The organism is Streptomyces sp. NPDC027185 (assembly GCF_055567035.1).
In genome coordinates this window covers 146,567-171,881 of sequence record NZ_JBVHRF010000010.1, presented here as the reverse complement: position 1 = coordinate 171,881, position 25,315 = coordinate 146,567, and the positions used below count along the sequence as shown (strand labels likewise).

Annotated in this window: 19 protein-coding genes and 4 tRNA genes; 9 read left to right on the top strand and 14 right to left on the bottom strand. The window is 73.3% G+C overall.

What is annotated here, in order from left to right; all coding sequences use genetic code 11:
- Positions 1 to 216 precede the first annotated feature (216 nt).
- Positions 217 to 291: transfer RNA gene (locus ACZ4M8_RS28135), tRNA-Asp, on the top strand.
- 1,025 nt (positions 292 to 1,316) lie between these two features.
- Here ACZ4M8_RS28135 and bldC read toward each other — a convergent pair.
- Together bldC and ACZ4M8_RS28125 are read right to left on the bottom strand one after the other, a co-directional pair.
- A complete protein-coding gene (gene bldC, locus ACZ4M8_RS28130; protein WP_003980577.1) occupies positions 1,317 to 1,523 on the bottom strand; it encodes a developmental transcriptional regulator BldC in 207 nt (68 codons plus the stop codon).
- 601 nt (positions 1,524 to 2,124) lie between these two features.
- Positions 2,125 to 2,964, bottom strand: coding sequence for a DUF8083 family protein (locus ACZ4M8_RS28125; protein ID WP_467612261.1), 840 nt, complete (start codon positions 2,962 to 2,964; stop codon positions 2,125 to 2,127).
- A gap of 203 nt (positions 2,965 to 3,167) precedes the next feature.
- On the opposite strand from ACZ4M8_RS28125, the gene ACZ4M8_RS28120 reads away from it, so the two are divergent.
- Positions 3,168 to 4,307, top strand: a complete 1,140-nt coding sequence (locus ACZ4M8_RS28120) for a Leu/Phe/Val dehydrogenase (RefSeq protein ID WP_467612258.1) — start codon at positions 3,168 to 3,170, stop codon at positions 4,305 to 4,307.
- 406 nt (positions 4,308 to 4,713) lie between these two features.
- Positions 4,714 to 4,971 carry a DUF3073 domain-containing protein gene (locus ACZ4M8_RS28115; RefSeq protein WP_399088856.1) on the top strand — a complete coding sequence of 86 codons (258 nt, stop codon included), beginning with the start codon at positions 4,714 to 4,716 and terminating at the stop codon, positions 4,969 to 4,971.
- Positions 4,972 to 5,133: 162 nt separating this feature from the next.
- On the opposite strand, the gene purM is transcribed toward ACZ4M8_RS28115, so the two are convergent.
- The 6 genes from purM to purS form a co-directional block, all read right to left on the bottom strand.
- Complete coding sequence (gene purM / locus ACZ4M8_RS28110; RefSeq protein ID WP_399088854.1) at positions 5,134 to 6,222, bottom strand: phosphoribosylformylglycinamidine cyclo-ligase; 1,089 nt, start codon at positions 6,220 to 6,222, stop codon at positions 5,134 to 5,136.
- A gap of 32 nt (positions 6,223 to 6,254) precedes the next feature.
- The gene (purF, locus tag ACZ4M8_RS28105; protein ID WP_399088852.1) at positions 6,255 to 7,814 is read right to left on the bottom strand and encodes an amidophosphoribosyltransferase; all 1,560 of its coding nucleotides are present in this window, start codon (positions 7,812 to 7,814) and stop codon (positions 6,255 to 6,257) included.
- A 302-nt stretch (positions 7,815 to 8,116) separates the two neighbouring features.
- Positions 8,117 to 8,905: a maleylpyruvate isomerase family mycothiol-dependent enzyme gene (locus tag ACZ4M8_RS28100; protein WP_467612254.1), complete on the bottom strand. Its 789-nt coding sequence runs from the start codon at positions 8,903 to 8,905 to the stop codon at positions 8,117 to 8,119.
- Positions 8,906 to 9,248: 343 nt separating this feature from the next.
- Entirely contained in the window at positions 9,249 to 11,498 is a 2,250-nt protein-coding gene (gene purL, locus ACZ4M8_RS28095; protein WP_467612251.1) for a phosphoribosylformylglycinamidine synthase subunit PurL, read from the bottom strand.
- Positions 11,495 to 12,175, bottom strand: a complete 681-nt coding sequence (purQ, locus tag ACZ4M8_RS28090; RefSeq protein WP_467612248.1) for a phosphoribosylformylglycinamidine synthase subunit PurQ — start codon at positions 12,173 to 12,175, stop codon at positions 11,495 to 11,497. Before purQ ends, purL begins: the two co-directional genes overlap by 4 nt.
- Positions 12,172 to 12,423 carry a phosphoribosylformylglycinamidine synthase subunit PurS gene (purS, locus tag ACZ4M8_RS28085; RefSeq protein ID WP_030284318.1) on the bottom strand — a complete coding sequence of 84 codons (252 nt, stop codon included), beginning with the start codon at positions 12,421 to 12,423 and terminating at the stop codon, positions 12,172 to 12,174. The genes purQ and purS overlap by 4 nt, the downstream gene beginning before the upstream one ends.
- A gap of 300 nt (positions 12,424 to 12,723) precedes the next feature.
- Here purS and ACZ4M8_RS28080 point away from each other — a divergent pair, with 300 nt between their 5' ends.
- From ACZ4M8_RS28080 to ACZ4M8_RS28065, 4 genes are all read left to right on the top strand, one after another.
- On the top strand, positions 12,724 to 13,044 hold the full coding sequence (locus ACZ4M8_RS28080) for a histone-like nucleoid-structuring protein Lsr2 (protein ID WP_399088844.1): 321 nt from the start codon (positions 12,724 to 12,726) through the stop codon (positions 13,042 to 13,044).
- A gap of 119 nt (positions 13,045 to 13,163) precedes the next feature.
- Positions 13,164 to 13,235: transfer RNA gene (locus ACZ4M8_RS28075), tRNA-Gly, on the top strand.
- Positions 13,236 to 13,324: 89 nt separating this feature from the next.
- Positions 13,325 to 13,397, top strand: a tRNA-Gly gene (locus ACZ4M8_RS28070).
- 201 nt (positions 13,398 to 13,598) lie between these two features.
- Positions 13,599 to 13,671 (top strand) — tRNA-Gly (locus ACZ4M8_RS28065).
- 53 nt (positions 13,672 to 13,724) lie between these two features.
- Here the strand turns inward: ACZ4M8_RS28065 and ACZ4M8_RS28060 are convergent.
- Both ACZ4M8_RS28060 and ACZ4M8_RS28055 read right to left on the bottom strand, forming a co-directional pair.
- Positions 13,725 to 14,624 (bottom strand): phosphoribosylaminoimidazolesuccinocarboxamide synthase, encoded by a 900-nt coding sequence (locus tag ACZ4M8_RS28060; protein WP_467612244.1) that lies wholly within the window; start codon positions 14,622 to 14,624, stop codon positions 13,725 to 13,727.
- Between the two features lie 81 nt (positions 14,625 to 14,705).
- A complete protein-coding gene (locus ACZ4M8_RS28055; protein ID WP_467612241.1) occupies positions 14,706 to 15,977 on the bottom strand; it encodes an MFS transporter in 1,272 nt (423 codons plus the stop codon).
- A 98-nt stretch (positions 15,978 to 16,075) separates the two neighbouring features.
- Here ACZ4M8_RS28055 and ACZ4M8_RS28050 point away from each other — a divergent pair, with 98 nt between their 5' ends.
- Entirely contained in the window at positions 16,076 to 17,005 is a 930-nt protein-coding gene (locus tag ACZ4M8_RS28050; RefSeq protein WP_467612238.1) for a LysR family transcriptional regulator, read from the top strand.
- A gap of 79 nt (positions 17,006 to 17,084) precedes the next feature.
- On the opposite strand, the gene ACZ4M8_RS28045 is transcribed toward ACZ4M8_RS28050, so the two are convergent.
- From ACZ4M8_RS28045 to purD, 3 genes are all read right to left on the bottom strand, one after another.
- Complete coding sequence (locus ACZ4M8_RS28045) at positions 17,085 to 18,551, bottom strand: N,N-dimethylformamidase beta subunit family domain-containing protein (protein WP_467612333.1); 1,467 nt, start codon at positions 18,549 to 18,551, stop codon at positions 17,085 to 17,087.
- Positions 18,552 to 19,368: 817 nt separating this feature from the next.
- Positions 19,369 to 21,585, bottom strand: coding sequence for a hypothetical protein (locus tag ACZ4M8_RS28040; RefSeq protein WP_467612235.1), 2,217 nt, complete (start codon positions 21,583 to 21,585; stop codon positions 19,369 to 19,371).
- Between the two features lie 579 nt (positions 21,586 to 22,164).
- Positions 22,165 to 23,442, bottom strand: coding sequence for a phosphoribosylamine--glycine ligase (gene purD, locus ACZ4M8_RS28035; protein WP_467612232.1), 1,278 nt, complete (start codon positions 23,440 to 23,442; stop codon positions 22,165 to 22,167).
- 300 nt (positions 23,443 to 23,742) lie between these two features.
- On the opposite strand from purD, the gene ACZ4M8_RS28030 reads away from it, so the two are divergent.
- Positions 23,743 to 24,546, top strand: coding sequence for an SLATT domain-containing protein (locus tag ACZ4M8_RS28030; RefSeq protein ID WP_467612229.1), 804 nt, complete (start codon positions 23,743 to 23,745; stop codon positions 24,544 to 24,546).
- A 53-nt stretch (positions 24,547 to 24,599) separates the two neighbouring features.
- On the opposite strand, the gene ACZ4M8_RS28025 is transcribed toward ACZ4M8_RS28030, so the two are convergent.
- A complete protein-coding gene (locus ACZ4M8_RS28025; RefSeq protein WP_399088830.1) occupies positions 24,600 to 25,250 on the bottom strand; it encodes a hypothetical protein in 651 nt (216 codons plus the stop codon).
- Positions 25,251 to 25,315: the final 65 nt, after the last annotated feature.

Sequence of the window (25,315 nt, the reverse complement as noted above, 5' to 3'; positions counted from 1 at the left end):
GACACCGGGGCCGACGGCGGCGGGGCCCCGGCCCCGGGCCGGACACCCGCACCGGTGCGCGCCGCTCCGGGCACCAACGCACCCGCCCGGCGTACGGGGCCCGGAACGCGCCCCGTACGCCGGGCGGGGCACCGCTCGGAGCCTGGTTCGACCGCACCCCCTGACCTGCTGTAGAGTCTTGCTTCGCAGCGACCGCGCAAGCGGGAGCGGCAGCAAGGTCCTGTGGAGCAGTTTGGAGTGCTCGCCACCCTGTCAAGGTGGAGGCCGCGGGTTCAAATCCCGTCAGGACCGCAGCAGAACGGCCCGTATCCGACAAGGATGCGGGCCGTTCCTCGTTTCCGCGCCACCGCCCCGCTCGCGGCCCGTCACCTGTTTTCCGGAACCGCTCTCCCCGGGGCGACCTGTCCCGCACGACGGCCGGTTTCCGTACCGCGGTCGGTTTCCGCGCGGACGCCGCGTGCGGGGCGTCCGGCGAACGGCCGCCTCGGGGCGGGCGAATCGGGGTGGGCGCCCCGGGCCGCCGGCACCCCGGCCTTACGGCCCGTCAATCCGGACCGCTCTGCGGCCGTCACCTCCGACCGGCGGCCTCCGGGCCCGCCCCCCGTCCCCCGCTGCCGCCCGCAGCCCCGCCCGCCTGTCGCCGGCGACGGGAGGCCCGCCCCTCTCCGCGGCCGGGCACCCAGGGCGGCTCAGCGGGCGCCTGCGGGCCGTTCGGCGGGTGGGGTGTCCAACTTCCGCTCCGGCCGCGTCACGGGCCGTTCACGGGGCGTGGAAGCCGAGGGCCCAAAGTCCCGCCACCTGATGACCAAAGGAGGCACCCTCACCGCCCTTGCGGTGGGAGGCTGGTGACAGCGCATCGGACGGACCGGCCTTTACCGCAGAGGCAAGCGGAGCTTCAACCACTCCACGGTGTGACGGGTGTCACCGCACAAGTTTCCAGATGCGGGGAACTTACCCTCGCCCTACAACTGGTCCATTTAATATGTGCAATTGCACCACCCCCGGAAACCCCCGAAAGGAGACCGCAGGGTCTGTCCGCGAAAGCGGTCCACAGGGCCCGCGGAGGGCCCCTGTACGGGCGCCGGGGAGCGCGATGCGGCGGACGGGGTCCGCTCCGGCGCGAGGCTCCGCAGTGCGCACACAAAAAGATCGCGCTGGACCCGGCGGAGTCCAGCGCGATCGATGACGTACCCAACTGCTGCGGGTGTGGGCCCGTTGGGGCGGGCGCCGCGTCGTATGGAGCTGTGTGGAGCTAAGGGTGCTACATGGGCGTTTGCGGGTTGGGGGCCCCGAAAACAGCCCGGCTATGCGGTTATTCAGGACTCGCTGCGCTGCTGCGGAATGCCCGCGAGCAGTGCGCGGACCTCAGCCTCGCGGTAACGCCGGTGTCCTCCGAGCGTGCGGATGGACGTGAGCTTGCCTGCCTTGGCCCAACGGGTCACCGTCTTCGGGTCCACGCGGAACATCGTGGCGACCTCGGCGGGGGTAAGCAGCGGCTCGGCGTCAGGGGTGCGAGCGGTCATGAGCGGCCTCCTCGGGAGAACCGAACCATCACGGTTCTTTCCTCTAAATTCTGCACCTTGACCCGCGTTGCCCGAAATGGCGGACGCGGGCCGAGTCGGTTATAGGACGAACGGCTTGTCCTCGGCACTACAACTACACCATCCGTCCAGCCACGTCGGCCAAACCGATGGAATTGCCCTCTCAGGTGTTCAACCTCGACGGAAGCCGATGGACCATGTCATAGCGGACAGTCACGCCACCGTGACGATCAGTCACAGGGTGATCACGCGTCACTAGACCCCTCAAGGAGCGCAATACCGATCTCTCCACCCAAAATAGAGCGGAAGGAGCCCAAGTCAGACTCCTTGTCCTATTTTGGCACGAGGATATGGCTTGGGCGCAAGGCCCGTTGTCAGTGCTTTAGGTCACTACTGAGGCAAACGCCCGGATCGGGACCTACGTCCTGGAGAGCACCAGCCTACGCGACGACGCCCGCTTTCAAGATCATCTCGCGTCCCGGCGCCCGCACCCGGACAGGCGCCGCGTTCCGGCCGCGGCGGCGCGAAAGCCGCCACCCGGCCGCGCCCCACTCCGCCGGCCGCACCGCCGGCCGACCGGGGATCAGCTGGAGAACTGCCGCTCCCGCACCGCCCGCCAGCGGTCGCTCAACTTCTCGTACGCGGCGCCCGCCCGCTCACCGTCACCGTCGCGAAGTGCCGCCAGCCCCTCCGCCACCTCCGCCGCCGACCGGTCCTCGGCGAGCTGCCGCTCGGAGACCGTGTGGACCAGCCCGCCGTAATCCAGCTCCACCAGGGAGCGGGGGTGGAACTCCTCCAGCCACCGGCCCACGTCCAGCAGGCCGTCGATCAGCGGACCCTCCTCCAACGCGTCGCGCAGCGTGCGCAGTCCGCGCGCGACCCGGCGGCGGGCCTCGACCATCGGGGTGCGGTAGCGCAGCAGCGGCCCGTCGGCGCCCTTCGGCTCGTACTCGCGCTCGGCGTCGTCGAAGAGGACGAACCAGCGGACCGGGACGTGCCAGGTGGCGCCCCGGATCCACGGGCGGGCGTCCGGGTTGCGCTCCTGCCACTCCTCGTAGTCGGTGGCCGCCTGGAGGCGCACCACCGGGGGCAGCGCGGCGTCCAGCACCGGCGCGGGCAGCAGCTCCGGCAGGCCCTGGAGCGCCTGCCAGCCGCGCAGCCGGGTGCGCCACGGGCAGATGCAGGGCACCTCGTCGACGTGGACGACGAACGCGTCGGCGCTCTCGTGCACCGGGACCGGGACCGGCGGGGTCGGCAGCAGGTCGGCGAGGGCCTTGCGCTGTTCGTCCTGGGCCGTCGGGGTGGACTCGCGCCTGGCGTACCGCGCCCAGTGGGAGCGCTCCGGCTCCGGGAATGCTGCCAGCGGCTCGTAGACCCGCAGGTACGCCGCATACGGGACCGTCACCGACGACGCCAGGGCCACGCGCGCTCCTTCAAAGGGAAGTCCGCCACCGGGAGTTACCGGAGGCCACGGCCCCTCCGGGCCCGGGACACGGCAAATCGTCGCACGTCCGTCCCCCGCGAGTGGGTCATCCCGTGGACGGGGCCGATCTTCGCTCCCCGGAGGTCTTACGCTCTTCCCGACCGGCCCTCCCCACCCCACAGGAGGGCGTCCCTCCGCGGCCTATGGGAGTCACCACCGTGACCGACGTACGTCCCTCCTCCCCCGAGCAGCCCGAGCCGGGGGCACCCCCCGCCGACAGCGCGCTGCACACCCTGTTCCGTACGGAGCAGGGCGGCCATGAGCAAGTCGTGCTCTGCCAGGACCGCGCCAGCGGCCTCAAGGCCGTGATCGCGCTGCACAACACCGCCCTGGGCCCGGCCCTCGGCGGCACCCGCTTCCACGCGTACGCCTCCGAGGAGGAGGCGGTGCGCGACGCGCTGAACCTCTCGCGCGGGATGTCGTACAAGAACGCCCTCGCCGGACTGGACCACGGCGGCGGCAAGGCCGTGATCATCGGCGATCCGGAGACCGTCAAGACCGAGGAGCTGCTGCTCGCCTACGGGCGCGCGGTCGCCTCGCTCGGCGGCCGGTACGTCACCGCCTGCGACGTCGGCACCTACGTCGCGGACATGGACGTCGTGGCGCGCACCAACAAGTGGACCACCGGCCGCTCCCCGGAGAACGGCGGCGCCGGTGACTCCTCGGTGCTGACCGCGTACGGCGTGTTCCAGGGCATGCGCGCCTCGGCGCAGCACCTGTGGGGCGACCCGACGCTGCGCGGCCGGAAGGTCGCCGTGGCCGGGGTGGGCAAGGTGGGGTACCACCTCGTCGGGCACCTGGTGGAGGACGGTGCCGAGGTCGTCGTCACGGATGTGCGCGACGCCTCCGTCGAGCGGGTGCTCGCGGCGTACCCGCAGGTCACCGCGGTCGCCGACACCGATGCGCTGATCCGTACACCGGGTCTGGACATCTACGCGCCGTGTGCGCTGGGCGGTGCGCTGAACGAGGTGTCGGTGCCCGCGCTGACCGCCACGGTGGTCTGCGGCGCCGCCAACAACCAGCTCGCCCACCCCGGCATCGAGAAGGACCTCGCCGACCGCGGCATCCTCTACGCGCCGGACTACGTCGTGAACGCCGGCGGCGTCATCCAGGTCGCCGACGAGCTGCACGGCTTCGACTTCGACCGGTGCAAGACCAAGGCGGCGAAGATCTTCGACACCACGCTGGCGATATTCGCTCGTGCGAAGGCGGACGGCATCCCGCCGGTCGCGGCGGCGGACCGGCTGGCGGAGCAGCGCATGGCGGAGGCGCGGCGCGGCTGACGCCGGCCCCGGCCGCTCCGGGGGTGTGTTTTCACGCAAGGCCGGAAACACACCCTCGCCGGTACCGGAACGTCGCCTGGCGCGGCCGGCCACCGCGGCAGCGCCCGAAATCTGGCTGGAAATTGCCCCTTGTGCGACCCGCCGACAGGGCCCGGGGAGACTTCTCTCACCACCCGTCGGCGGGTCGCCGCAAGGGACGGGTTAAAATCGCAGTTGACCAGCGCGGACAGGGCGCCTCGCAGGTCATGCCGAGCGGCGGGTGATGCGGGCGACGTACCGTATGGCCGCGGAAGCAGGTACCGTTGAAGCCCTACGGACCGGTCTCTCTGTCGAGAGTCCGCTCTGAATCATGAACGCGTGTCAAGACTCTGGGGCCGTCGAGCCCCGTCGTTGAGGGGGTCGAGCCATGGGGCGCGGCCGGGCCAAGGCCAAGCAGACGAAGGTCGCCCGCCAGCTGAAGTACAACAGCGGTGGGACTGATCTCTCACGCCTGGCCGAAGAGCTGGGTGCATCGCCGCAACAGCCGGCACAGCAGCCGCCGAACGGCGAGCCGTTCGAGGATGACGAGGACGACGACCCGTACGCGCGGTACGCCGACCTGTATAACAACGACGACGATGACGAGGACGAGAAGGATTCGTCCCAGCATCGTCGCCGCGCCTGACGACGCACCGTAGACACTTCCGCGGGAAGCCACCCGCGGTGGTTCTGCGGGCCTCTGTGTGTCCGCTCGCGGATCCGCTCATGGCGTGCACAGCTTTTCCACGGACCCGGTCCGGGGTGTCTCACCTCGGACCGGGTTCTGTGCTGCCCGGAGACCGGCGCGTCAGCCCGCGTAGTCACCGGTCAGGGTCACCGCTTCGGCGTGGTCGCCGCGCTCGACGATCTCACCGCTGACCCAGGCGTCCACGCCGCGGTCGGCGAGGGTGGTCAGGGCGACGTCCACGGACTCCTGGGGGACGACGGCGATCATGCCGACGCCCATGTTCAGGGTCTTCTCCAGCTCCAGGCGCTCGACCGCGCCGGCGGTGCCGACCAGGTCGAAGACCGCGCCGGGCGTCCAGGTGGAGCGATCGACGGTGGCGTGCAGTCCGTCGGGGATCACGCGGGCGAGGTTGTTGGCCAGACCACCGCCGGTGATGTGCGAGAAGGCGTGCACCGGGGCCGTACGGGTGAGGGCCAGGCAGTCCAGCGAGTAGATCTTGGTGGGCTCCAGCAGCTCCTCGCCGAGGGTGCGGCCGAACTCGGGGATCTCGCGGTCGAGGGCGAGGCCCGCACGGTCGAAGAGGACGTGGCGGACGAGCGAGTAGCCGTTGGAGTGGAGGCCGGAGGAGGCCATGGCGATCACCGCGTCACCGCTGCGGATGCGGTCGGCGCCGAGGACCTGATCGGCCTCGACGACGCCGGTGCCGGCGCCCGCCACGTCGAACTCGTCCGCGCCGAGCAGCCCGGGGTGCTCGGCGGTCTCGCCGCCGACCAGGGCGCAGCCGGCGAGGACGCAGCCCTCGGCGATGCCCTTGACGATCGCCGCGACCCGCTCGGGGTAGACCTTGCCGACGCAGATGTAGTCGGTCATGAAGAGCGGTTCGGCGCCGCAGACCACCAGGTCGTCGACGACCATGCCGACGAGGTCGTGGCCGATGGTGTCGTAGACGCCCATCTTGCGGGCGATGTCGACCTTGGTGCCGACGCCGTCGGTGGCGGAGGCGAGCAGCGGGCGCTCGTACCGCTTGAGGGCGGAGGCGTCGAAGAGGCCGGCGAAGCCGCCGAGCCCGCCGACGACCTCGGGGCGGGTGGCCTTCTTCACCCACTGCTTCATGAGGTCGACGGCGCGGTCGCCCGCTTCGATGTCGACACCGGCGGCCGCGTAGCTGGCGCCGCTGGTGCGCGCGGGCTCGGAGGACTCAGGAGACATGGCCCAGAACTTTCGTGTGAGGGGTGTGCGGGCTACGGGCGGCGCAGCGCATCGGCGCCGCCGACACCGGCCGTCAGCGTCCCGACGCCGTCGACATCCGGCTTGGCCCCGCCCGCGGTCTCCGATTCCAGGAGGTGCTTGCCGAGCAGCTCGGGGTCGGGCAGCTCCATCGGGTACTCGCCGTCGAAGCAGGCGCGGCAGAGGTTCGGCTTGGCGATGGTGGTCGCCTCGATCATGCCGTCGATGGAGATGTACGCCAGGGAGTCGGCGCCGAGCGACTTGCCGATCTCGTCGACCGTGAGGCCGTTGGCGATCAGCTCGGCGCGGGTGGCGAAGTCGATGCCGAAGAAGCACGGCCACTTGATGGGCGGCGAGGAGATCCGGATGTGGACCTCCTTCGCGCCCGCCTCACGCAACATGCGGACCAGGGCGCGCTGGGTGTTGCCGCGGACGATGGAGTCGTCGACGACCACCAGGCGCTTGCCGCGGATGACTTCCTTGAGCGGGTTGAGCTTGAGGCGGATGCCGAGCTGCCGGATGGTCTGCGAGGGCTGGATGAAGGTCCGGCCGACGTAGGAGTTCTTGACCAGGCCGGAGCCGTACGGGATGCCGCTGGCCTCGGCGTAGCCGACGGCCGCCGGGGTCCCGGACTCGGGCGTCGCTATGACCAGGTCGGCGTCGGCGGGCGCCTCGGCGGCCAGCTTGCGGCCCATCTCCACGCGGGAGAGGTAGACGTTGCGGCCGGCGATGTCGGTGTCCGGGCGGGCGAGGTAGACGTACTCGAAGACGCAGCCCTTGGGGCGGGCCTCGGCGAAGCGCGTGGAGCGCAGGCCGTTCTCGTCGATGGCGACCATCTCGCCGGGCTCGATCTCCCGGATGAAGGACGCGCCGCAGATGTCCAGCGCGGCGGTCTCGGAGGCGACCACCCAGCCGCGCTCCAGCCGGCCGAGGACCAGCGGGCGGATGCCCTGCGGGTCGCGGGCGGCGTAGAGCGTGTGCTCGTCCATGAAGCAGAGCGAGAAGGCGCCCTTGACCTGCGGGAGGACGCGCGGGGCGGCCTCCTCGACGGTCAGCGGCTTGCCGTCCTCGTCGACCTGGCCGGCGAGCAGCGCCGTGACCAGGTCAGTGTCGTTGGTGGCCGCGACCTGGGTCGCGCGGCCGCCCTCACGGGGCAGCGCCGCGACCAGATCCGCCAGCTCGGCGGTGTTCACCAGGTTGCCGTTGTGGCCGAGCGCGATCGAGCCGTGCGCGGTGGCACGGAACGTCGGCTGGGCGTTCTCCCACACCGAGGCACCGGTGGTGGAGTAGCGGGCATGGCCCACGGCGATGTGGCCCTGGAGAGAGCCGAGCGAAGTCTCGTCGAAGACCTGGGACACCAGGCCCATGTCCTTGAAGACGAGGATCTGCGAGCCGTTGCTCACTGCGATGCCCGCGGACTCCTGTCCGCGGTGCTGCAGGGCGTACAGCCCGAAATAGGTGAGTTTGGCGACCTCTTCACCCGGAGCCCAGACACCGAAGACGCCGCAAGCGTCCTGGGGGCCCTTCTCGCCGGGGAGCAGGTCGTGGCTGAGTCGTCCGTCACCACGTGGCACGCCTTGAGTCTAGGGCAGGTCGCTGATTCATCCGAACCGGGGATGGCCGCCGGTCCGGACGGCTGCTCGGCGGCGGCGCGCGGCACCGGGACGCCGGGACGCCGCGCCGCCCGCCCGCCGGGGGCCCGCGGCGGGCGGACGCGGCCGCCCGATCCCTTGTGATGCCTGGGCTGTGGCGGGGTGCGGTCGGGCGGGCGGGGCGCCGCGGGCACGGCCGCGGGCGGCCTCCGGCGTACGCCCCGCGGCGGCGGGCCGCGCGGGCGCCCGCGCCCGCGTGTGAGATGCGCTACGCCGCGGGGCGTTCAGGACAGGATCGGCAGATATCCGCCGATGTCGGCGCGCTCGCCGCTGGCCGTGACCTGGGCGGCTTCCCGGGCCTCGGCCCAGCTCGTCCGGCCGGTGGCCAGGCGTATCCAGGTCAGCGGGTCGGTCTCGACGACGTTGGGCGGGGTGCCGCGGGTGTGGCGGGGGCCCTCGACGCACTGGACGACGGCGAACGGCGGAACGCGGACCTCGACCGATCCGCCCGGCGCCGCGTCTGCCAGCGCGTCCGCCAGCACGCGGGTGGCGGTGGCGAGGGCCTGGCGGTCGTACGGGATCCCGGCGCCGGTCGCGGCGGCGAGATCGTCGGTGTGGGCGATCAGCTCGACGCAGCGGGTGGCCAGGACGTCGGCGAGGCGCATGGCGGCGGGGCGGACGGCGAGGACCTGCTCGGCCGGGGTCCCGTCGGTGACGCGGGCGAACTCCTCGGCGGTGCGCTCCAGCAGCTCCACCGGGTCGTGGGCGGCGGCCAGGGCGCGGGTGCGGTCGTCGACCGAGGCGGCGAGGGCGGCGGAGGCACGCGGCCACTGCGCGGGGGTGGCCGCCGCCTTCGCCGGCGGCGGCTGCTCCAGACCGCGCGCCACACTGCCGGTGGCCATGGCGAGATGCGCGACCAGCTCACGCACCGTCCACGCCCCGAGCCTGGTGGGCAGGGCGAACTGCTCGGGGGTGAGAGCGCGTACGGCGGTGGTGACGTGGTCGAGCTGGGCGAGGGCGGCCGCGCGGGTCTTCGGGCCGTCGTACCTGCGGGCGCGGGCAGTCGGTGGCATGTTGCTCAGCGTAGGCGGCACCACTGACAAGCGGCCGGGCTCTTCCCATACCTCCGCGGCCACCGGTGGAAGCCGCTGACGGCCAAGTGCGCCGTATGCCGGGAAACGGCCGGGAGAAATGTCTCCCGGAACACGTCCCGCGGAACGGGAACGGGAGGGCGCGGCCACCGGGGCGCCCCGGGCGGCGCCGAGCCGCGCACAGGGGTCTCGTCCCCGGACAGAACGGGAGCAGGAACAACAACGCGCGGAGAAACGGGAACGGCCCGCCGGGAGGATGCCCCGGCGGGCCGTTCCGCGCGGCCCGGCCGCCGTACGCGGCCGGGCGTCGAGCAGATGAGCAGGCTCAGGCGATCAGGCCCGGGATCGTCTCCTCGTGCGCCGCCCGCAGCTCGTCCAGCCCGATGCTGAACTGGCCCTGGACGTCGATCGCGTCGCCGTCGACCACACCGATGCGGGTGGCCGGCAGACCGCGCGCCGCGCACATGTCGGTGAAGCGCAGTTCCTCGCTGCGCGGCACCGAGACGACGGCGCGGCCCGCGGACTCGGAGAAGAGGAAGACGAACGGGTCGACGCCCTCGGGGACGACCAGCCGCGCGCCGTTCCCGCCGCGCAGGCACGACTCGACCAGCGCCTGGATCAGACCGCCGTCGGAGAGGTCGTGCGCCGCGTCGGCCATACCGTCGCGGGAGGCCGAGATGAGGATCTCCGCCAGCAGCCGCTCACGCTCCAGGTCGACCTCGGGCGGCAGTCCGCCGAGGTGGTCGTGGACCACCTGCGACCAGGCAGAACCGCCCAGCTCCTCCTTGGTGTCGCCCAGGAGGTAGATCAGCTGCCCCTCCTCGGCGAACGCCACCGGGGTACGGCGGTTGACGTCGTCGATGACGCCGAGCACCGCGACCACCGGCGTCGGGTGGATCGCCACCTCACCGGTCTGGTTGTACAGCGAGACGTTGCCGCCGGTCACCGGCGTGCCCAGGGTCTGGCAGGCGTCGGCGAGACCGCGGGTGGCCTCGGCGAACTGCCACATCACCGCCGGGTCCTCGGGCGAGCCGAAGTTCAGGCAGTCGGAGACCGCCAGCGGCTTGGCGCCCGACGCGGCGACGTTGCGGTACGCCTCGGCCAGCGCCAGCTGCGCGCCGGCGTACGGGTCGAGCTTGGCGAAGCGGCCGTTGCCGTCGGTGGCGAGGGCCACGCCGAGGTTGGTCTCCTCGTCGATGCGGACCATGCCGGAGTCCTCCGGCTGCGCGAGGACGGTGTTGCCCTGCACGAACCGGTCGTACTGGTCGGTGATCCACGCCTTCGACGCCTGGTTCGGCGAGGCCACGACCTGGAGGATCTGCGCCCGCAGCTCCTCCGGGGTGCCCGGCCGGGCCAGCTTGTTCGCGTCGTCGGCCTGGAGGGCGTCCTGCCAGTCGGGGCGGGCGTACGGCCGGTGGTAGGTCGGGCCCTCGTGGGCGACCGAACGCGGCGGGACGTCCACGATCTGCTCGCCGTGCCAGAAGATCTCCAGCCGGGTGCCCTCGGTCACCTCACCGATGACGGTGGCGATGACGTCCCACTTCTCGCAGATCTCCAGGAAGCGGTCGACCTTCTCCGGCTCGACGATCGCGCACATGCGCTCCTGCGACTCGCTCATGAGGATTTCCTCGGGCGAGAGGGAGGAGTCACGCAGCGGAACGGTGTCCAGCTCGACGCGCATACCGCCGGAACCGGCCGACGCCAGCTCGCTGGTGGCGCAGGACAGACCGGCGCCGCCGAGGTCCTGAATGCCGGCGACCAGGTCCTCCTTGAAGACCTCCAGGGTGCACTCGATGAGCAGCTTCTCCTGGAACGGGTCACCGACCTGCACGGCCGGGCGCTTGGCCGGCTTCGTGTCGTCGAACGTCTCCGACGCGAGGACGGAGACGCCGCCGATGCCGTCGCCACCGGTGCGGGCGCCGTAGAGGATGACCTTGTTGCCGGTGCCCGACGCCTTCGCCAGGTGGATGTCCTCATGCTTCATCACACCGATGCAACCGGCGTTGACCAGCGGGTTCCCCTGGTAGCAGGGGTCGAAGACGACCTCGCCGCCGATGTTCGGCAGGCCCAGGCAGTTGCCGTAGCCGCCGATGCCCGCGACGACACCCGGCAGGACGCGCTTGGTGTCGGGGTGGTCGGCGGCGCCGAACCGCAGCGGGTCGACGACCGCGACCGGGCGGGCGCCCATGGCGAGGATGTCGCGGACGATGCCGCCGACACCGGTGGCCGCGCCCTGGTACGGCTCGATGTAGCTGGGGTGGTTGTGCGACTCCACCTTGAAGGTGACGGCGTAGCCCTGGCCGACGTCGACGACACCGGCGTTCTCCCCGATGCCGACGAGCATCGCGTCGTTCTCGGGCGCCTTCTCACCGAACTGCTTGAGGTGGACCTTGCTGCTCTTGTACGAGCAGTGCTCGGACCACATGACGGAGTACATCGCCAGCTCGGCGCCGGTCGGGCGGCGGCCGAGGATCTCGCGGATACGCGCGTACTCGTCCTGCTTCAGCCCCAGCTCGGCCCAGGGCTGCTCGGCCTCGGGGGTCTGCGCGGCGTGCGTGACCGTGTCCAGCGTCATGCGTTGACCAACTTCTTCAGGATCGAGGTGAAGAACCCGAGACCGTCGGTACGGCCCGTGCCGATCAGCGGTTCCACGGCGTGCTCGGGGTGCGGCATGAGGCCGACGACGTTGCCCGCCTCGTTGGTGATACCGGCGATGTCGCGGAGCGAGCCGTTGGGGTTCACGTCGAGGTAGCGGAAGGCGACGCGGCCCTCCGCCTCCAGCATGTCGAGCGTGCGCGCGTCGGCGACGTAACGGCCGTCGATGTTCTTCAGCGGGACGGCGATCTCCTGGCCCGCGCTGTAGTCGGTGGTCCAGGCGGTGTCCGCGTTCTCCACCCGCAGCTTCTGCTCACGGCAGACGAAGTGCAGGCTCTCGTTGCGCAGCATCGCGCCGGGCAGCAGATGCGTCTCGGTGAGCACCTGGAAGCCGTTGCAGATACCGAGGACGGGCATGCCGTCCTTCGCCTGCGCGATGACGGACTCCATCACCGGCGAGAACCGGGAGATCGCCCCGGCCCGCAGATAGTCGCCGTACGAGAAACCGCCGGGCAGCACCACGGCGTCGACCTGCTTGAGGTCCTTGTCCCGGTGCCACAGCGGCACGGCTTCGGCCCCGGCGACCCGGACGGCGCGCTGTGTGTCGCGGTCGTCGAGGGTTCCGGGGAACGTCACGACGCCGATGCGTGCAGTCATGATCCGGCCTCGACGCGGACGGTGAAGTCCTCGATGACGGTGTTGGCGAGGAAGGTCTCGGCCATCTCGCGGATACGGGCGAGGGCGGCGTCGTCGGCCGGGCCCTCCACCTCAAGTTCGAAACGCTTGCCCTGACGGACGTCGGCGATCCCCTCGAATCCCAGGCGTGGCAGTGCGCGCTGCACCGCCTGCCCCTGCGGGTCGAGGATCTCCGGCTTGAGCATGACGTCGACTACGACGCGTGCCACTGGCACTCCCGGTGGTGTGGTGCGTAAGGCGGTTCCCTCACACTACCGTGTGCGAAATTCTACGCGCATAGACAAGTGACCGTCCCCTCACGGTCCGGTATCGGCCGGCCGTGCACAGCGGGGAAAATCCTCGAAAAGATCCACGGTTCGGATTGCGACATGACACGCTGAAGAAATTAACTGGGCTTCACAATGCATTGCCCGCCGCTGTACAAATGAAAAAGCATTGATTCCTGTCAACAGGATCCGAAGCAACGCCCCACGTCAACACGGGGTTGCTGCACGAAAGGACCGATATCCGTGGCGCAGCGCGTAGTAGTAACGCTCTCCGACGACATCGACGGAGGAGAAGCCGCAGAGACGGTCGCCTTCGGATTGGACGGGAAGTCGTACGAGATCGACCTCAATCCCGCCAATGCGAAGAAACTCCGCGACGCCCTGGAGCCGTTCGTCGAGGCCGGCCGCAAGCGGGCCAAGTCCGGCAAGGCGTACCACCGCACGGCGGTGACGCCCGATCCGGCGGCGGTCCGCGCCTGGGCCCGCTCGCACCAGATGGAGGTGCCGCCGCGCGGTCGCATCCCGAAGAAGGTCTACGAAGCCTTCAGCGCGGCCAACCACTGACCCCCGCACAGGGGTGCCGTGCCCCGCACGGAGCCGACTTGCACGGCACCCCCGGTGATCAGCTAGAGTCTGGAGCACGCCGAGGGGCGAGGCCGGAAGGCCGGGCCCCGAGGAGTCACGCGGGTGTAGCTCAGTAGTAGAGCGCCCTCTTTCCAAGAGGGAGGCGCAGTGTGCAATCCCTGTCACCCGCTCTGACAGTTCTCGTCCTTCAGGCTCAAGCAGCCTTTTCGATCAGGTAGAGTAGCTGTCGCGCCGCTCGGTGAAAGCCGGGTGGATGCCTGCGGACGTAGCTCAGTTGGTAGAGCGCAACCTTGCCAAGGTTGAGGTCGCGAGTTCGAGCCTCGTCGTCCGCTCAGTGAAAAGGCCCCCGGCCGGTGGAAACACCGATCGGGGGCCTTTGTCGTGTCCGGTGGTGATCTCCCTCGGGATGTGGCGGCGGACACAGAAAAGCGGCGGTCCACGGGAGTGGTTCGCGGGGGCGCATTCATTGGCTATAGTGGTCCCCGCACCGCGCGGCGGGGACCGGAAACGGTCACCGGATTCGCCCGGAGCATGCGGACGTAGCTCAGTTGGTAGAGCGCAACCTTGCCAAGGTTGAGGTCGCGAGTTCGAGCCTCGTCGTCCGCTCAAGGAAAAGGCCCCGGCCGGTGGAAACACCGGCCGGGGCCTTTCTCGTGCGATCAGCTCCAGGTCAGACCGGTCAGCCGCTCGTACGCCTCGATGTACTTGGCGCGGGTGGCGTCGACGACGTCCTGCGGGAGGCCGGGGGGCGGGAGTTCGCCCTTGCGGTCCCAGCCGGACGCCGGGGACGTCAGGTGGTCGCGGACGAACTGCTTGTCGAAGGAGGGCTGGGCGCGGCCCGGCTGCCACCGGTCGGCGGGCCAGAAGCGCGACGAGTCGGGCGTCAGGACCTCGTCGGCGAGGATCAGTTCGCCGTCCTTGAAGCCGAACTCGAACTTGGTGTCGGCGAGGAGGATGCCGCGGCCGCGGGCGATGTCGCGGGCACGGGAGTAGATGTCGAGGGTGGCGCGGCGCAGCCGGGCGGCGGTCTCCGGACCGACCTGGCGGGCGACCTCCTCGTACGAGACGTTCTCGTCGTGGTCGCCGACCGCCGCCTTGGTGGCGGGGGTGAAGATCGGCGCGGGGAGTTCGGAGCCGTCGACGAGGCCCTCGGGGAGCGCCAGGCCGCAGACGGTGCGGGACTCCTGGTACTCGGCGAGGCCGGAGCCGGTCAGGTAGCCGCGGGCGACGCACTCGACGGGGGCCATGTCCAGGGAGGTGCAGACGAGGGTGCGGCCCTCCCAGTCGGCGGGGGCGCCGGGCGGCAGCTCGGTGCTCAGGACGTGGTTGGGGGCCAGGTCGGCGAGCTGGTCGAACCACCACAGGGAGAGCTGGGTGAGGACGCGGCCCTTGTCCGGGATCTCGGTGGGCAGCACCCAGTCGTACACGGAGATGCGGTCACTGGCGACCATGATCAGTTCGCCGTCGGCGTTCTGGTAGAGGTCACGCACCTTGCCGGTGTGAAGGTGGGTGAGGCCGGGCACCTGCAAGGGCTCGGGCTTTTCTACAAAACCGGACACGCTGCCTCCGCGTAGGTTGGTCCAGGAGTCCTGCCGATTCTCCCGTACGGGGCGGACGGGCGGCGGGGCGGGGGCGACCGGTCAGGTGCGGGCGGCGTTGCGGGCCAGCGCGGCGAGGGTCAGCAGGGCGAGGGCCGCGGTGCCGGTCAGGACGGTCGCCGGGCTCCGGTGGGCACTGAGCAGGGTCACCGCGTACGGGGCGCAGAAACCCAGGTAGCACAGGGCCCAGAAGCGGGCGGTGCGGTGGGCCAGCAGGTGCGGCGGGGTGAGGGCGGCGACCTCCGTCAGGCCGTACGCGACGCTCAGGCCGTAGCCGCCGCCGAGGAGGGCCGCGGCGCACAGGGCCAGGGCCGGGTCGGTGCGGGCCACCGCGAGGGCGCCGAGGAGCAGTCCGGCGGCGATGGCGGCGAGGCCGCAGAAGGCGGTGGCCATGCGGTGGCGGGCGGCGAGGCGGCGGGCGAGCGGGGCGACGAGGAGTCCGGTGCCGGGGGTGACGGCGGTGGCGAGGCCCGCGTAGACGGTGCGCCAGCCGTCGAGGTGGGCGTCGACCAGCCCCGGGAGGGTGGCGAAGGCGATGGTGGGTGCGGCGAAGACCCAGGGGGCGAGAGGAGCGACGAGGCGGCGGAAGGCGGCCCGATCGGCGGCGGGCACGGGGGCGGGTGCGGGGCCGGTGGCGGGCGTGGGACCGGGTGCGGTGGCGGGGGCCGGGCCGGGCCGGTGGGGGGCGGGGCTCGTTTCCGGGGTGTGGGCGGCGCTGAGGGCGGCGGCCGCGGTGAGGGCGAGGTGGGGGACGTAGGCGAGGATCATCGGGTGCGGGGCCCACTCGGCGATGCAGGCGGCGGCCAGGCCGCCGGAGGCGAAGCCGGCGGAGAGGAAGAGTCCGGAGCGGCGGGCCGCGGCGCCCGGGGTGGGGGCGGTGCCGTACGGGGCGGTGGACAGTTCCTTGATCCAGACGCCGCCGGCGGTGAGCAGGGTGCCGGCGCCGAGTCCGGTGAGGAAGCGGCCGGGCCACAGCAGCCAGACGGCGGCCGGTCCGGCCATCAGCAGGCAGGTCGCCAGGGCGGAGACGGCGAGCGCGGCGAAGGTGACCGGGCGGCGCCCGTGGCGCCCGGCGGCCGGGCCGGCGAGCAGCAGGCCGGGGATCAGGCCGAGCACGTAGACCGCGAAGAGGCCGGTGGTGGTGGCGTCGGTCAGGCCCAGGTCGGTGCGGTAGGCACCGAGGAGGGCGGAGAACTGGTTGGCGCTCCAGCCGGAAGCGGTCATCAGCCAGCCCGCGCGCAGCCAGTGGCGGCGCCGGACGGCCGGGGATGCCGGGGCGGCGGGCCGGGCGGCCCGGAGGGAAGGCGTCGTCATACCGGCCGTTCTACGGGAGGCCCGGGGCGGGTGCCGTAGGCGTTCAGGAATCGTGAACGTGTACGGGCCACCGGGGTGTGCGGCCGTATCGTGGCGCCATGGATCTGCGGCGGCTGTCTTCTTTTCTGGCGGTGGTCGAGGAGGGGCATTTCGGGCGGGCGGCGGCCCGGCTGTTCCTGTCTCCGGCCGCGGTGACCGGGCACGTCCAGCAGTTGGAGCGGGAGTTCGGGACCCGGCTGCTGGAGCGTGGCCGGGGCACGGCGGTGCCGACGGCGGCGGGGCGGCGGCTGGTGTCGCACGCCCGGACGCTGCTGGCGGCGGCCAACGCGGCGGTCGAGGACGTCTCCGAGGTGGCCCTCGGCGGCGGGCCGCCCGCGCGGGGGCTGCGGGTCGGGGTGATGGGGCACGGTTCGGGTGAGGTGACGCCCGCCGCGGTCAACGCCTTCCGGCGGGCCCGGCCCGAGGTGGAGCTGCGGCTCGTCCAGTTGAACTTCACGGAACACTGCAGCGCGCTGCGCGAGCACCGGGTGGACGTCGCGTTCGTCCGCCCGGCGATCGAGGCCGAGGGCATCGAGGTGGACGTGCTGACGACGGAGCGGCGGATCGTGGCGGTGCCGGCGGCTTCGGTGTACGCGGACGCGCGGCGGGAGGGGCTGCGCGTCGCCGATGTCCTGGAACTGCCGTATCTGCGGCTGCCGCGCCACACCCCGCGGCCGTTCACCGACTACCTGTACTTCGGCGAGGGCGAGCGGCGGGCGCCGGACTGCGCGCTCACCCCGCAGGACGTGCTGACGAGTGTGGCCGCCGGGCGCGGGGCGGGCTCCGGGCTGGCGTCGTTCGCGCGGTACTACCCGTGGCCGGGGGCGGTGTACGTACCGGTGCTGGACGCGGCGCCCGCGCACAGCGTGCTGGCGACGCGGGCCGGGGACACCCATCCCGAGGTGCGGATCTTCCGGGCGCTGACGGTGGCGCTGGCGCGGGAGACGGCGCCGTTCGCGGAGCGGGGGCCGGGGGCCGCGCCGGAGTGAGCCGGTCCGGGCGGCCGGGGGCTTCCGGGAGGGCCGGCACCCGGGCGTCGGCCTCGTACGGCGGGGCGTGTCCGGTCTGTCAGTCGCGTTTGCAGATGCGGTCGAGGAGGTTGGCCGTGGCGCGTTGGATGCGGGGGTCGATGTGGCCGGGGCGGTCCAGCGCGGGTGACCAGGCGAAGGTGCCGGAGGCGAAGACCAGGGCGCCGCTGGGGGCGCGGTAGAGCGAACTCTCCTGGTGGCGGCGGTGGCCCTCGGTGTCGCGGTACGGGGAGTGGGCGAGCAGTGTGCGGTCGGTGTGCGCGGGGAGGCTGGTGCGCGGGAAGTAGCGGTCGGCCTCGCCCGCGACCAGACCGGGCAGCTTGTCGCCCTCGCCCGCGCCGGTGGCCTCCCACAGCCAGTGGCCGCCGTTGCGGACGACGAGCGGCGCGGGCTCGGGGACCCGCCCCGCGTACTGCACGCCCATCAGCCGCTGCTCCGGCTCGCCCGTCTCGCGCCAGAGGGCGGGGCGTCCCGGGCCCTGGCGTTTGCGGCAGCTGAGCAGTGCGTCCGGGCCGGAGGGCGACGGGGCGAGGTCGACCTTCCAGTACATGGTGTTGGCGGAGAGGAAGACCAGCGAGGTGCCCTGGTCGCGGGCGGATTCGGCGGTGCGGCGCATCGGCGCCGTCCAGTACTCGTCGTGGCCGGGGAAGATCAGGCCGCGGTAGCGGGACGGGTCGACGCGTCCGGCGTGCAGATCGCGGGCGTCGGCGTAGGCGAGGTCGTAGCCGTACCGCTCGGCCCAGCGGATGAAGTCGTAGGCGTGACCGACGTGCAGCGGCAGTCCGGCGCCGGCGTAGGGGCGGTCGAAGGAGACGGTGGTGGCGGCGTCCCGCTCGCCGAGGAGCGCGCCGTCCTCGTCCCAGGCGTGGTAGAGGCTGGCGCCGGTGCGGCCGTCCTCCGGGTAGAGGTTGTACGCCTGCCAGGTGATGTCGGGCAGCAGGAGCAGCAGGTCGGCGGGGTGGTCGTCGCGGACGGTGAAGGGGATGTGGCTGCGGTAGCCGTCGGCGGTGGTCAGCACGGCGACGTACGCGCCGAGGTTCCAGTACGTGGGGACCTGGAGGCGCCAGGAGAGCCACCAGTGGTGGCAGGAGACGGTGCGCTCGGCGGCGAGCGGGGCGGGCTGGACGATGCCGGAGAGCCGCGGGCTGGTGGTGATCTTGAAGGCTCCGGCGCCGCCGTAGTGGCCGATGCGGTAGATGTCGATGCTGAACGGCTGCGGCGGGTCGACGGAGACCCGGAAGTCGATGGCCTCACCCGGGGCGACCGCGCCGGTGGTGGCGAACCCCTTGATCTGCCGGTGGATGTCGTCGGCGGTGCGCGGGCCGTTGTGTTTACGGGGCGGTGGCACCCGCAGGTCGCCGTGGTCGGTGTACCAGGGCGCGGTGTGGCCGGGGTCGGCGTAGCTCTCGTTGCCGCGCAGCCAGGGCAGCGGGCCCTGTCCGAACGGGTCCGTCACCGCGTGGGCCAGGGCGCCCGACTCCCAGCGCCTGATCTGATCCGTCCCCACCATCAGCTCCCCTCCCGTGTCCCCCGTGGGCCGGCCGGTGCTCCGTACGCCGCCGGCCGGGCACCCGCGGCGGGCCGGCGTCACGGGCCGCCCGCGCAGGGCCGCGACGGCGTGCGGGAGCGGCGCCGCAGAGGTCCCATCCGGACCGACGCGGCCGCTCCCAGCACATCACATTAAGCACTCAGTTCGTCACCCTTCGTCGCGAATTCAACGGACTTGACGAGAGAAACAACCCGACAGGTATACGGAACAGGACCTCACGGGGGTCTCCGGGAATGGGTGTTCGGGCCGGTGGGAGGCGTGCGCGGGGTCAGGGGTGAGGCGGTGCTCGGGGCGGGGCCGGTGGTGGGGGGGGCGGTCCGGAGGTGCGGTGGGTGCGGTCCGGGGCGGCCTGGCGGGGGTGCCTGTCGTGGGGTGGACCGCCGTGGTCGTTGGGTCGCGGAGGGGGCAGGCCCCGTCCGGCGTAGGGCCTCGGGGCCCGGGGCGCTGGGAGGTGGGAGGTGGGGACGGCCGGGCGCCGGGGCGGGGCCGTGCGCGTCCGAGGCGCTTCGAGGGACCGCCGTCGAGAGGGCGCCGTGGGGGCGCGAGCACTGCCGTGAGCAGGGGCGATGCCCGGGGCCGGGGCATCGGGCGGGCCGGAAGCGGCCGGAGACCGGGAGCAGGCGCGCCACGGCGGGCGGCGGACCTCCGGGGCCTGGGAGCGGGACGGCCTTACGGGGTGAGCGGCTGCGGGGCGACGGCGAGGCGGAGCGGGCGGGCCGGTCCAGGGCGAACGGGCGGGCCGGCGGTGCGGGGCGGGTGGGTTCAGGGCCGGGGTTCAGGGCAGGCGGACCGGTTTTTCGGGGCGGGCACCTATGGTCGCGAGCCAGGCGCGGAGAGGGGCGGCGTCGCCGTCCTCGACGAGGCTGCGGACGGGGGTGCCGAGGTCGGTGCGGCGGGCGCCGTCGATCAGCAGGGCGGGGCCGTCCAGCCAGTCGAGACCGGGAGCCGCGCCCGCGGTGTCCACGGCGGTGCAGCAGACCATCGCCGTGACATGGTCGGCGAGCAGGTCACGGCCGGTGCGGGGCGGCTGGAGCGGGAAGAGCGGCAGACCGCCGTCGGTGAGCCCGTCCGTACCGCTCAGGTCCGGCAGCTCCGGGAACTCCGGGAGGGCCGGCCCCTCCGCCCGTCCCGTAGGAGCGGGCGCCTCCGCCCGGCCCGGTGCCTCCGGGGATCCAGGGCGGCCTGCCGCCTTCGCGGAGCCGGGGCGCTCCATCGCTTCCGGGGAGCCGGGGCGGTCCGCCGGCCCCGGGTAGCCGGAACGGTCCTTCGCGTCCGGGGAGCCGGAACGGCCCGTGGTCTCCGGCGCTCCGGGCTCGTCCGCCGGCCCCGGGGAGCCGGGGTGGTCCGCGGACTCCGGGGAACCGGCCGGGTCCGCCGGCCCCGGGGCGGCGGAACGGCCCGTCGGCTCCGGGCGGCCCGGAGCCGAGGGGGAGCCCGAGACCTCCGGAGCCCCCGACGCGCCCGGGGAGGCGTGGTGCCGGGCGGCGGTGCGGGCCTCGTGGGCCATTTCGGCGTCCAGACGGGCGGCTACGAGGTCGCCGGCGCCGGGCTCGCCCGACAACTGGTCGATGACCCGCTCCAGGGTCGGGCCCAGGGACGGGGCGGCCGGGAGCGGGGCGGGCGCGGTGGCCACGGCGGAGGAGCGGTGGGCCGGGGCGCCGGTGACCGCATCGCCGGCGCCGGCCACCGGGGCGGACAGCGGCGCGGAGCCGGGCTCCCCGGGCAGGGCGGCAGGGCCCGCGGAGCCCGGCCGGGACACGGGGGCTTCCTGGGTACGGGCCTCGTGCGCGTCGGCGGCGGGCGGGGGTGTGGCGGGCAGGCCGTCCAGGACGCGGTGGAGGCGGGCGGCCTCCAGTCGCCAGGTGCGGTCCACGACCTCGTCCGGATACTCGCTCCAGCCGACGGGGGACCAACCGGGGCCGGCCGTCGCGGGGCCGCCGTGGAAGAGCCGGGCGGCCAGCAGGGACGCCGCGCCGTCGATGAGACCGGGCTCCTCCAGGAGGTCGCAGGCCGGACGCTCGCCGAGGCGGGCGGTGAAGCCGTCGGCCAGGCGGTCGCGGCGGGACAGTTCGGTGAGCGCGGAGACCACACCGGAGTCCAGGTGCGCGGGCCAGCGGCCCAGCCGCCACGCGGGCAGCGCGACCCGGGTCAGCAGGCGGTCCCAGCCCGCGTACGCCAGGCCGACCTGCTCCTGGGCGACGGTCCGCAGCCGGTGGTCGACGTCCTGGGCGCGCTCGGACGCGGCGGTCGCAACCGCCCGCTCCATGAGCGTGGCGTGGTCGCGGCAGGCGCGCAGCATCAGGCGCGCCGCCAGACCGGCGAAGCGGAGCGCGGGGGCCCGTACGCCCCGGGCGCGGGCGGCGACGGCGACCGCGGCGTCCAGCCCGCGGATGAACCGGCGGGCCGCGGCTATGTCCGGGTCGGCGGCGGGGCCCGTACCGGCGACGACGGGGGCGAGGAGGGCGCGCAGCTCACCGACGCGCATCCACCACAGGAACGGGGAGCCGATGACCAGCACCGGGGCCGTGTTCTTACGGGCGGAGCGGGGGGTGCTCCGGGGCGGGCCGTGGGCGCGGTGCGTACGGTCCTCCAGCCAGCTGTCGCAGTCCGGGGTGAGGGCCAGCGCGGACGGCGCGGGGACGTCGAGGCGGTCGGCCAGCTCGCGGACCAGGCGGTACAGGTCGGGGGCGGACTCCTCGGGCACCGGGACGGAGGGGCTGAGCGCCGGTCTGGCCCCGGCGACGACCGCGCCGACCAGCACGGCGAGCGCCAGCGCCAACGCCGCGAGACCGCTCACCACCAGCCGGGCCAGGCCCCAGCCGGAGCCCGCGGCGGCGTCCGGCGTGCCGAGCCGGCCGGTGGCGCCGCCGACGAGCAGCACCACGGCGACGGCGGCGGGCAGCAGCGCCACGGCGAGCGCCGCACCGCGGATCCGCAGCACGGCCAGGGCACGGGAGCGCGCCGCGAGGACGCCTGTTTCCGGACCAGCCATGAGCCTGCACACCCCCTGCTGTCCTCGTGGAGACGGACGGAGACATCGGAGAGATCACGCATTGCGAGCCGTACAGCGGGAGCGCCCGGCGGCCGTGGCCCGCACGGACACCGTGCCCGAGCCGTCGCGCGCTTCCCACCACTGTGGCACCGGCCACTGACATCGCAATGCCGGTGAGCCACTTGCCGGACGTCTCCGTGACCGCCGTACCGGGGCGGGAGAGAACGCCTGCGCGGCACCCTAGTTGGGGGTCAGGCTCCCGTCAGCAGGTCACCGGATCGGTCACTCGATGGTATGGCTTTGGGTAAAGGTGGGAACTTGTTCCCGGCCGGGCCCCTGGGCTGGTGACCTGCGGCGTCCGGGCCTGGGCCGCGCCCGCTCACGAGCCGCCGCACCCGCCCGCGGACCGGCCTCCGGAAATCGTGCGCCGCACCCGCAGCGCCCCCTCACCGTTCGCCCGAGGGCCGCTGCCCGCCCCTCACCCGCCGGAAGGCCCGGCCGCCCCCGGGACACGCCGACGGCCCCGGTGTCCCGCCGTGGTGGGCGGGGCACCGGGGCCGTCGGTGGTGCCGGGTGGTGTTACGCCTGGGCCGTCGCGGCGGACTCGTCCGCCGCGGCCTTGCGGGCGATGTCCGTACGGTGCTGGGAGCCATCCAGGGAGATCCGGCCGACGGCGCGGTAGGCGCGGTCGCGGGCGGCGGTGAGGTCGGCTCCGGTCGCGGTCACCGACAGCACCCGGCCGCCGGCGCTGCGGACCGCGCCGGACTCGTCCCGCACGGTGCCGGCGTGCAGGACGTACGCCTTGGGGCCGTCCTGCTCGGCGACGTCGGCGAGGCCCTCGATCGGGTCGCCGGTGCGCGGGGTGCCCGGGTAGTTGTGCGAGGCGATGACGACGGTGACCGCGGCGCCGTCGCTCCAGCGCAGCGGCGGGAGGGCGGCCAGCGTGCCGGTCGCGGCGGCGTGCAGCAGCCCGGCCAGCGGCGTCTTCAGGCGGGCCAGGACCACCTGGGTCTCCGGGTCGCCGAAGCGGGCGTTGAACTCGATGACCCGCACCCCGCGCGAGGTGATCGCCAGGCCCGCGTAGAGCAGTCCGGAGAAGGGCGTGCCACGGCGGCGCAGTTCGTCGACGGTGGGCTGGAGGACGGTGGCGAGGACCTCGTCGACCAGCTGCGGGTCGGCCCAGGGCAGCGGGCTGTAGGCACCCATGCCGCCGGTGTTGGGGCCGGCGTCGCCGTCGAGGGCGCGCTTGAAGTCCTGGGCGGGCTGGAGCGGCACGACCGTCTCGCCGTCGGTGACCGCGAAGAGGGAGACCTCGGGGCCGTCGAGGAACTCCTCGATGACGGTCTGCCCGCAGGCCAGGGCGTGCGCGCGGGCGGCCGCGACGTCCTCGGTGACGACGACGCCCTTCCCCGCGGCCAGCCCGTCGTCCTTGACGACGTACGGGGCGCCGAAGGCGTCGAGGGCGGCGTCGATCTCCTCCGGGGTGGTGCAGACGTAGCTGCGGGCGGTCGGGACGCCCGCGGCGGCCATCACGTCCTTGGCGAACGCCTTGGAGCCCTCCAGCCGGGCGGCCTGCGCCGAGGGGCCGAAGACCGGGATGCCGCGCTCGCGGACCGCGTCGGCGACGCCCGCCACCAGCGGCGCCTCGGGGCCGACGACGACGAGTCCGGCCCCCAGGTCGGCGGCGAGCGCGGCGACGGCGGCGCCGTCGAGGGCGTCGACGGAGCGGAGTTCGGCCACCTCGGCGATACCGGCGTTGCCGGGGGCGCAGTACAGCGCGGTGACGTCGGGGTCGAGGGACAGGGAGCGGCACAGGGCGTGTTCGCGGGCGCCGCCGCCGATGACGAGGACCTTCACGGGTGGCAGCCTAGCCGTCCGGGGTTCCGGCCCGGCCCGGCGCCCCTCCGGTCCCGCCCGCCCCGCGGGGTCCGGGCGAACGGCCGGAAGTCGCCCCGGCAACCCCGCGCCCCCGGGTGCGGCAACTCTTTCGGGTGAGAGCGCCCGGTGCCCTATACCCGATGGGCGGCCACTTCCGGGCGGGAATCCCGTGATCTTGTGGGCAAGGCCCACCGTTCGGCGGTAGGAAGGGGTGATCGTCCATCCGCTTTTCCTACGCACCGGGCGCACCGTACGTAGCCGCAACGAGGGAGTCCACGGTTGAGTCAGCCGGAGATGCAGCCGGAGGGGACGCCCGGGGACGGCGGGCGGGAGCAGGAGCCGCGGCGCGGCTGGGCACGGGCCGCCGCCCTGCTCGGGGTCGGCGGCCAGGGGCGCGGGCCCGGTGATCTGACCGGGCGGGCGTTCCCGCACGGCGACTGGGGCGAGCCCGCCGACCGGCTGGACGCGCTCTACGCGTGGACGGAGGAGAGCGCGCTGCGCGCCGCCGACTGGTACCTGAACGACCGGCGCGGCAAGCGGCGCGCCGCGCGGGCGCTGCGCGCCGGTGCCGCCGCCGGGGTCTCGGTGGGCGCCGCGCTGCCGCTGGTCGATCTGGCCGGGGCGTGGCACGGCGGGGCGTCCTGGGGGTATCTGACGCTGCTGATAGGCGCCGTCTGCGTGGGGTGCGACCGGTACTTCGGGGTGACGGCGGGCTGGATGCGGGACGTCGCGACGGCGCAGGCGATCCAGCGGCGGCTGGAGGCGCTGCAGTTCGACTGGGCGTCGGAGAGCGTGCGGGAGGTGCTCGGCCCGGCGGAGGGCACGGCGAGCGAGGCGGCGGAGCGGTGTCTGGGGGTGCTGCGCCGCTTCCACGAGGACATCGGGGAGTTGGTGCGCTCCGAGACCGGTGACTGGATGACGCAGTTCCGGGCCGGTCCGGTGCCCCGTACGGACCGGTCGGCGCTGCCGTGGTCCGGGGCGCGGGCGGAAGGCGCGGGTCAGCCGGGCGGCGGGCGGTTCACGCTGCCGCCGGGCGCCCGGCCGAACATGCCGCGCCAGCGTCCGCCGGAGCCGCCGCGCTGAACGGCCCCGGTGGCGCGCCCCGGCGGGGTGCGCCGCCGGGGCCGTTGGGTGCGTCAGCTGAAGACGATCATGGAGCCCTGGCCGAGGCTTCTGGTCGCGGCGGCGTGCAGGCCGAGCCAGACGTGGCGTTCGCGGGCGAACGGGCCGTCGTCGGTGGGCGGGGTCACCGACCGCTCCTCCAGGCCGGTGGGGCCGGTCGGAGGCGCGGGCGGGGCGGGCGGGTTGGCGGGGTCGATGCCGAGGGCCGGGGCGACCAGTTCGAGGTCGCGCAGGAGGCCGTGGGAGGAGCCCAGGGGGCCACCGCCGTCGAGGAGTTCCTCATCGGCCAGCGGGTGCGGGAAATCGACCGGAACGTACGCCCCGGCGTGGTCGTAGTGCCAGACGAGGTGCGACTGCTGGGCCGTCTGCTCGAACATCTCCAGCAACTGCTCGTAGTCGCCGCCCAGTTCGTCGACCGGGGTCACCTCCAGGCCGCACAGGTGCAGCAGGTAGGCGCGGCGCAGGAAGTGCAGCGCGTCGTAGTCGAAACCGGCGACCGGCGCCACGTCGCCGGAGAGTCCCGGCATGTAGCTGAAGACCGGCACCGGTGGCAGACCGGCCTCCGTCAGGGCCTTGTCGTAGGCGGCGATCTCTTCGGAGAACGGGTTGTCGGGGCTGTGGCACAGCACATCGACGAGGGGTACCAGCCACAGGTCACATGCCACGAGTGAGTGCTCGCTTCCGGTCGGGGCCACTGGCACGGGCGCGCGTGGTGCAGAGAGGGCGGACG

What these genes read in the sequence shown, in the direction of transcription:
- purL (WP_467612251.1), bottom strand. Translation starts at nt 11,498, where the DNA reads ATGACGCTGGACACGGTCACGCACGCCGCGCAGACCCCCGAGGCCGAG.
- ACZ4M8_RS28120 (WP_467612258.1), top strand. Translation starts at nt 3,168, where the DNA reads ATGGGAGTCACCACCGTGACCGACGTACGTCCCTCCTCCCCCGAGCAG.
- ACZ4M8_RS28040 (WP_467612235.1), bottom strand. Translation starts at nt 21,585, where the DNA reads ATGGCTGGTCCGGAAACAGGCGTCCTCGCGGCGCGCTCCCGTGCCCTG.
- purQ (WP_467612248.1), bottom strand. Translation starts at nt 12,175, where the DNA reads ATGACTGCACGCATCGGCGTCGTGACGTTCCCCGGAACCCTCGACGAC.
- bldC (WP_003980577.1), bottom strand. Translation starts at nt 1,523, where the DNA reads ATGACCGCTCGCACCCCTGACGCCGAGCCGCTGCTTACCCCCGCCGAG.
- ACZ4M8_RS28050 (WP_467612238.1), top strand. Translation starts at nt 16,076, where the DNA reads ATGGATCTGCGGCGGCTGTCTTCTTTTCTGGCGGTGGTCGAGGAGGGG.
- ACZ4M8_RS28055 (WP_467612241.1), bottom strand. Translation starts at nt 15,977, where the DNA reads ATGACGACGCCTTCCCTCCGGGCCGCCCGGCCCGCCGCCCCGGCATCC.
- ACZ4M8_RS28100 (WP_467612254.1), bottom strand. Translation starts at nt 8,905, where the DNA reads ATGCCACCGACTGCCCGCGCCCGCAGGTACGACGGCCCGAAGACCCGC.
- ACZ4M8_RS28115 (WP_399088856.1), top strand. Translation starts at nt 4,714, where the DNA reads ATGGGGCGCGGCCGGGCCAAGGCCAAGCAGACGAAGGTCGCCCGCCAG.
- purM (WP_399088854.1), bottom strand. Translation starts at nt 6,222, where the DNA reads ATGTCTCCTGAGTCCTCCGAGCCCGCGCGCACCAGCGGCGCCAGCTAC.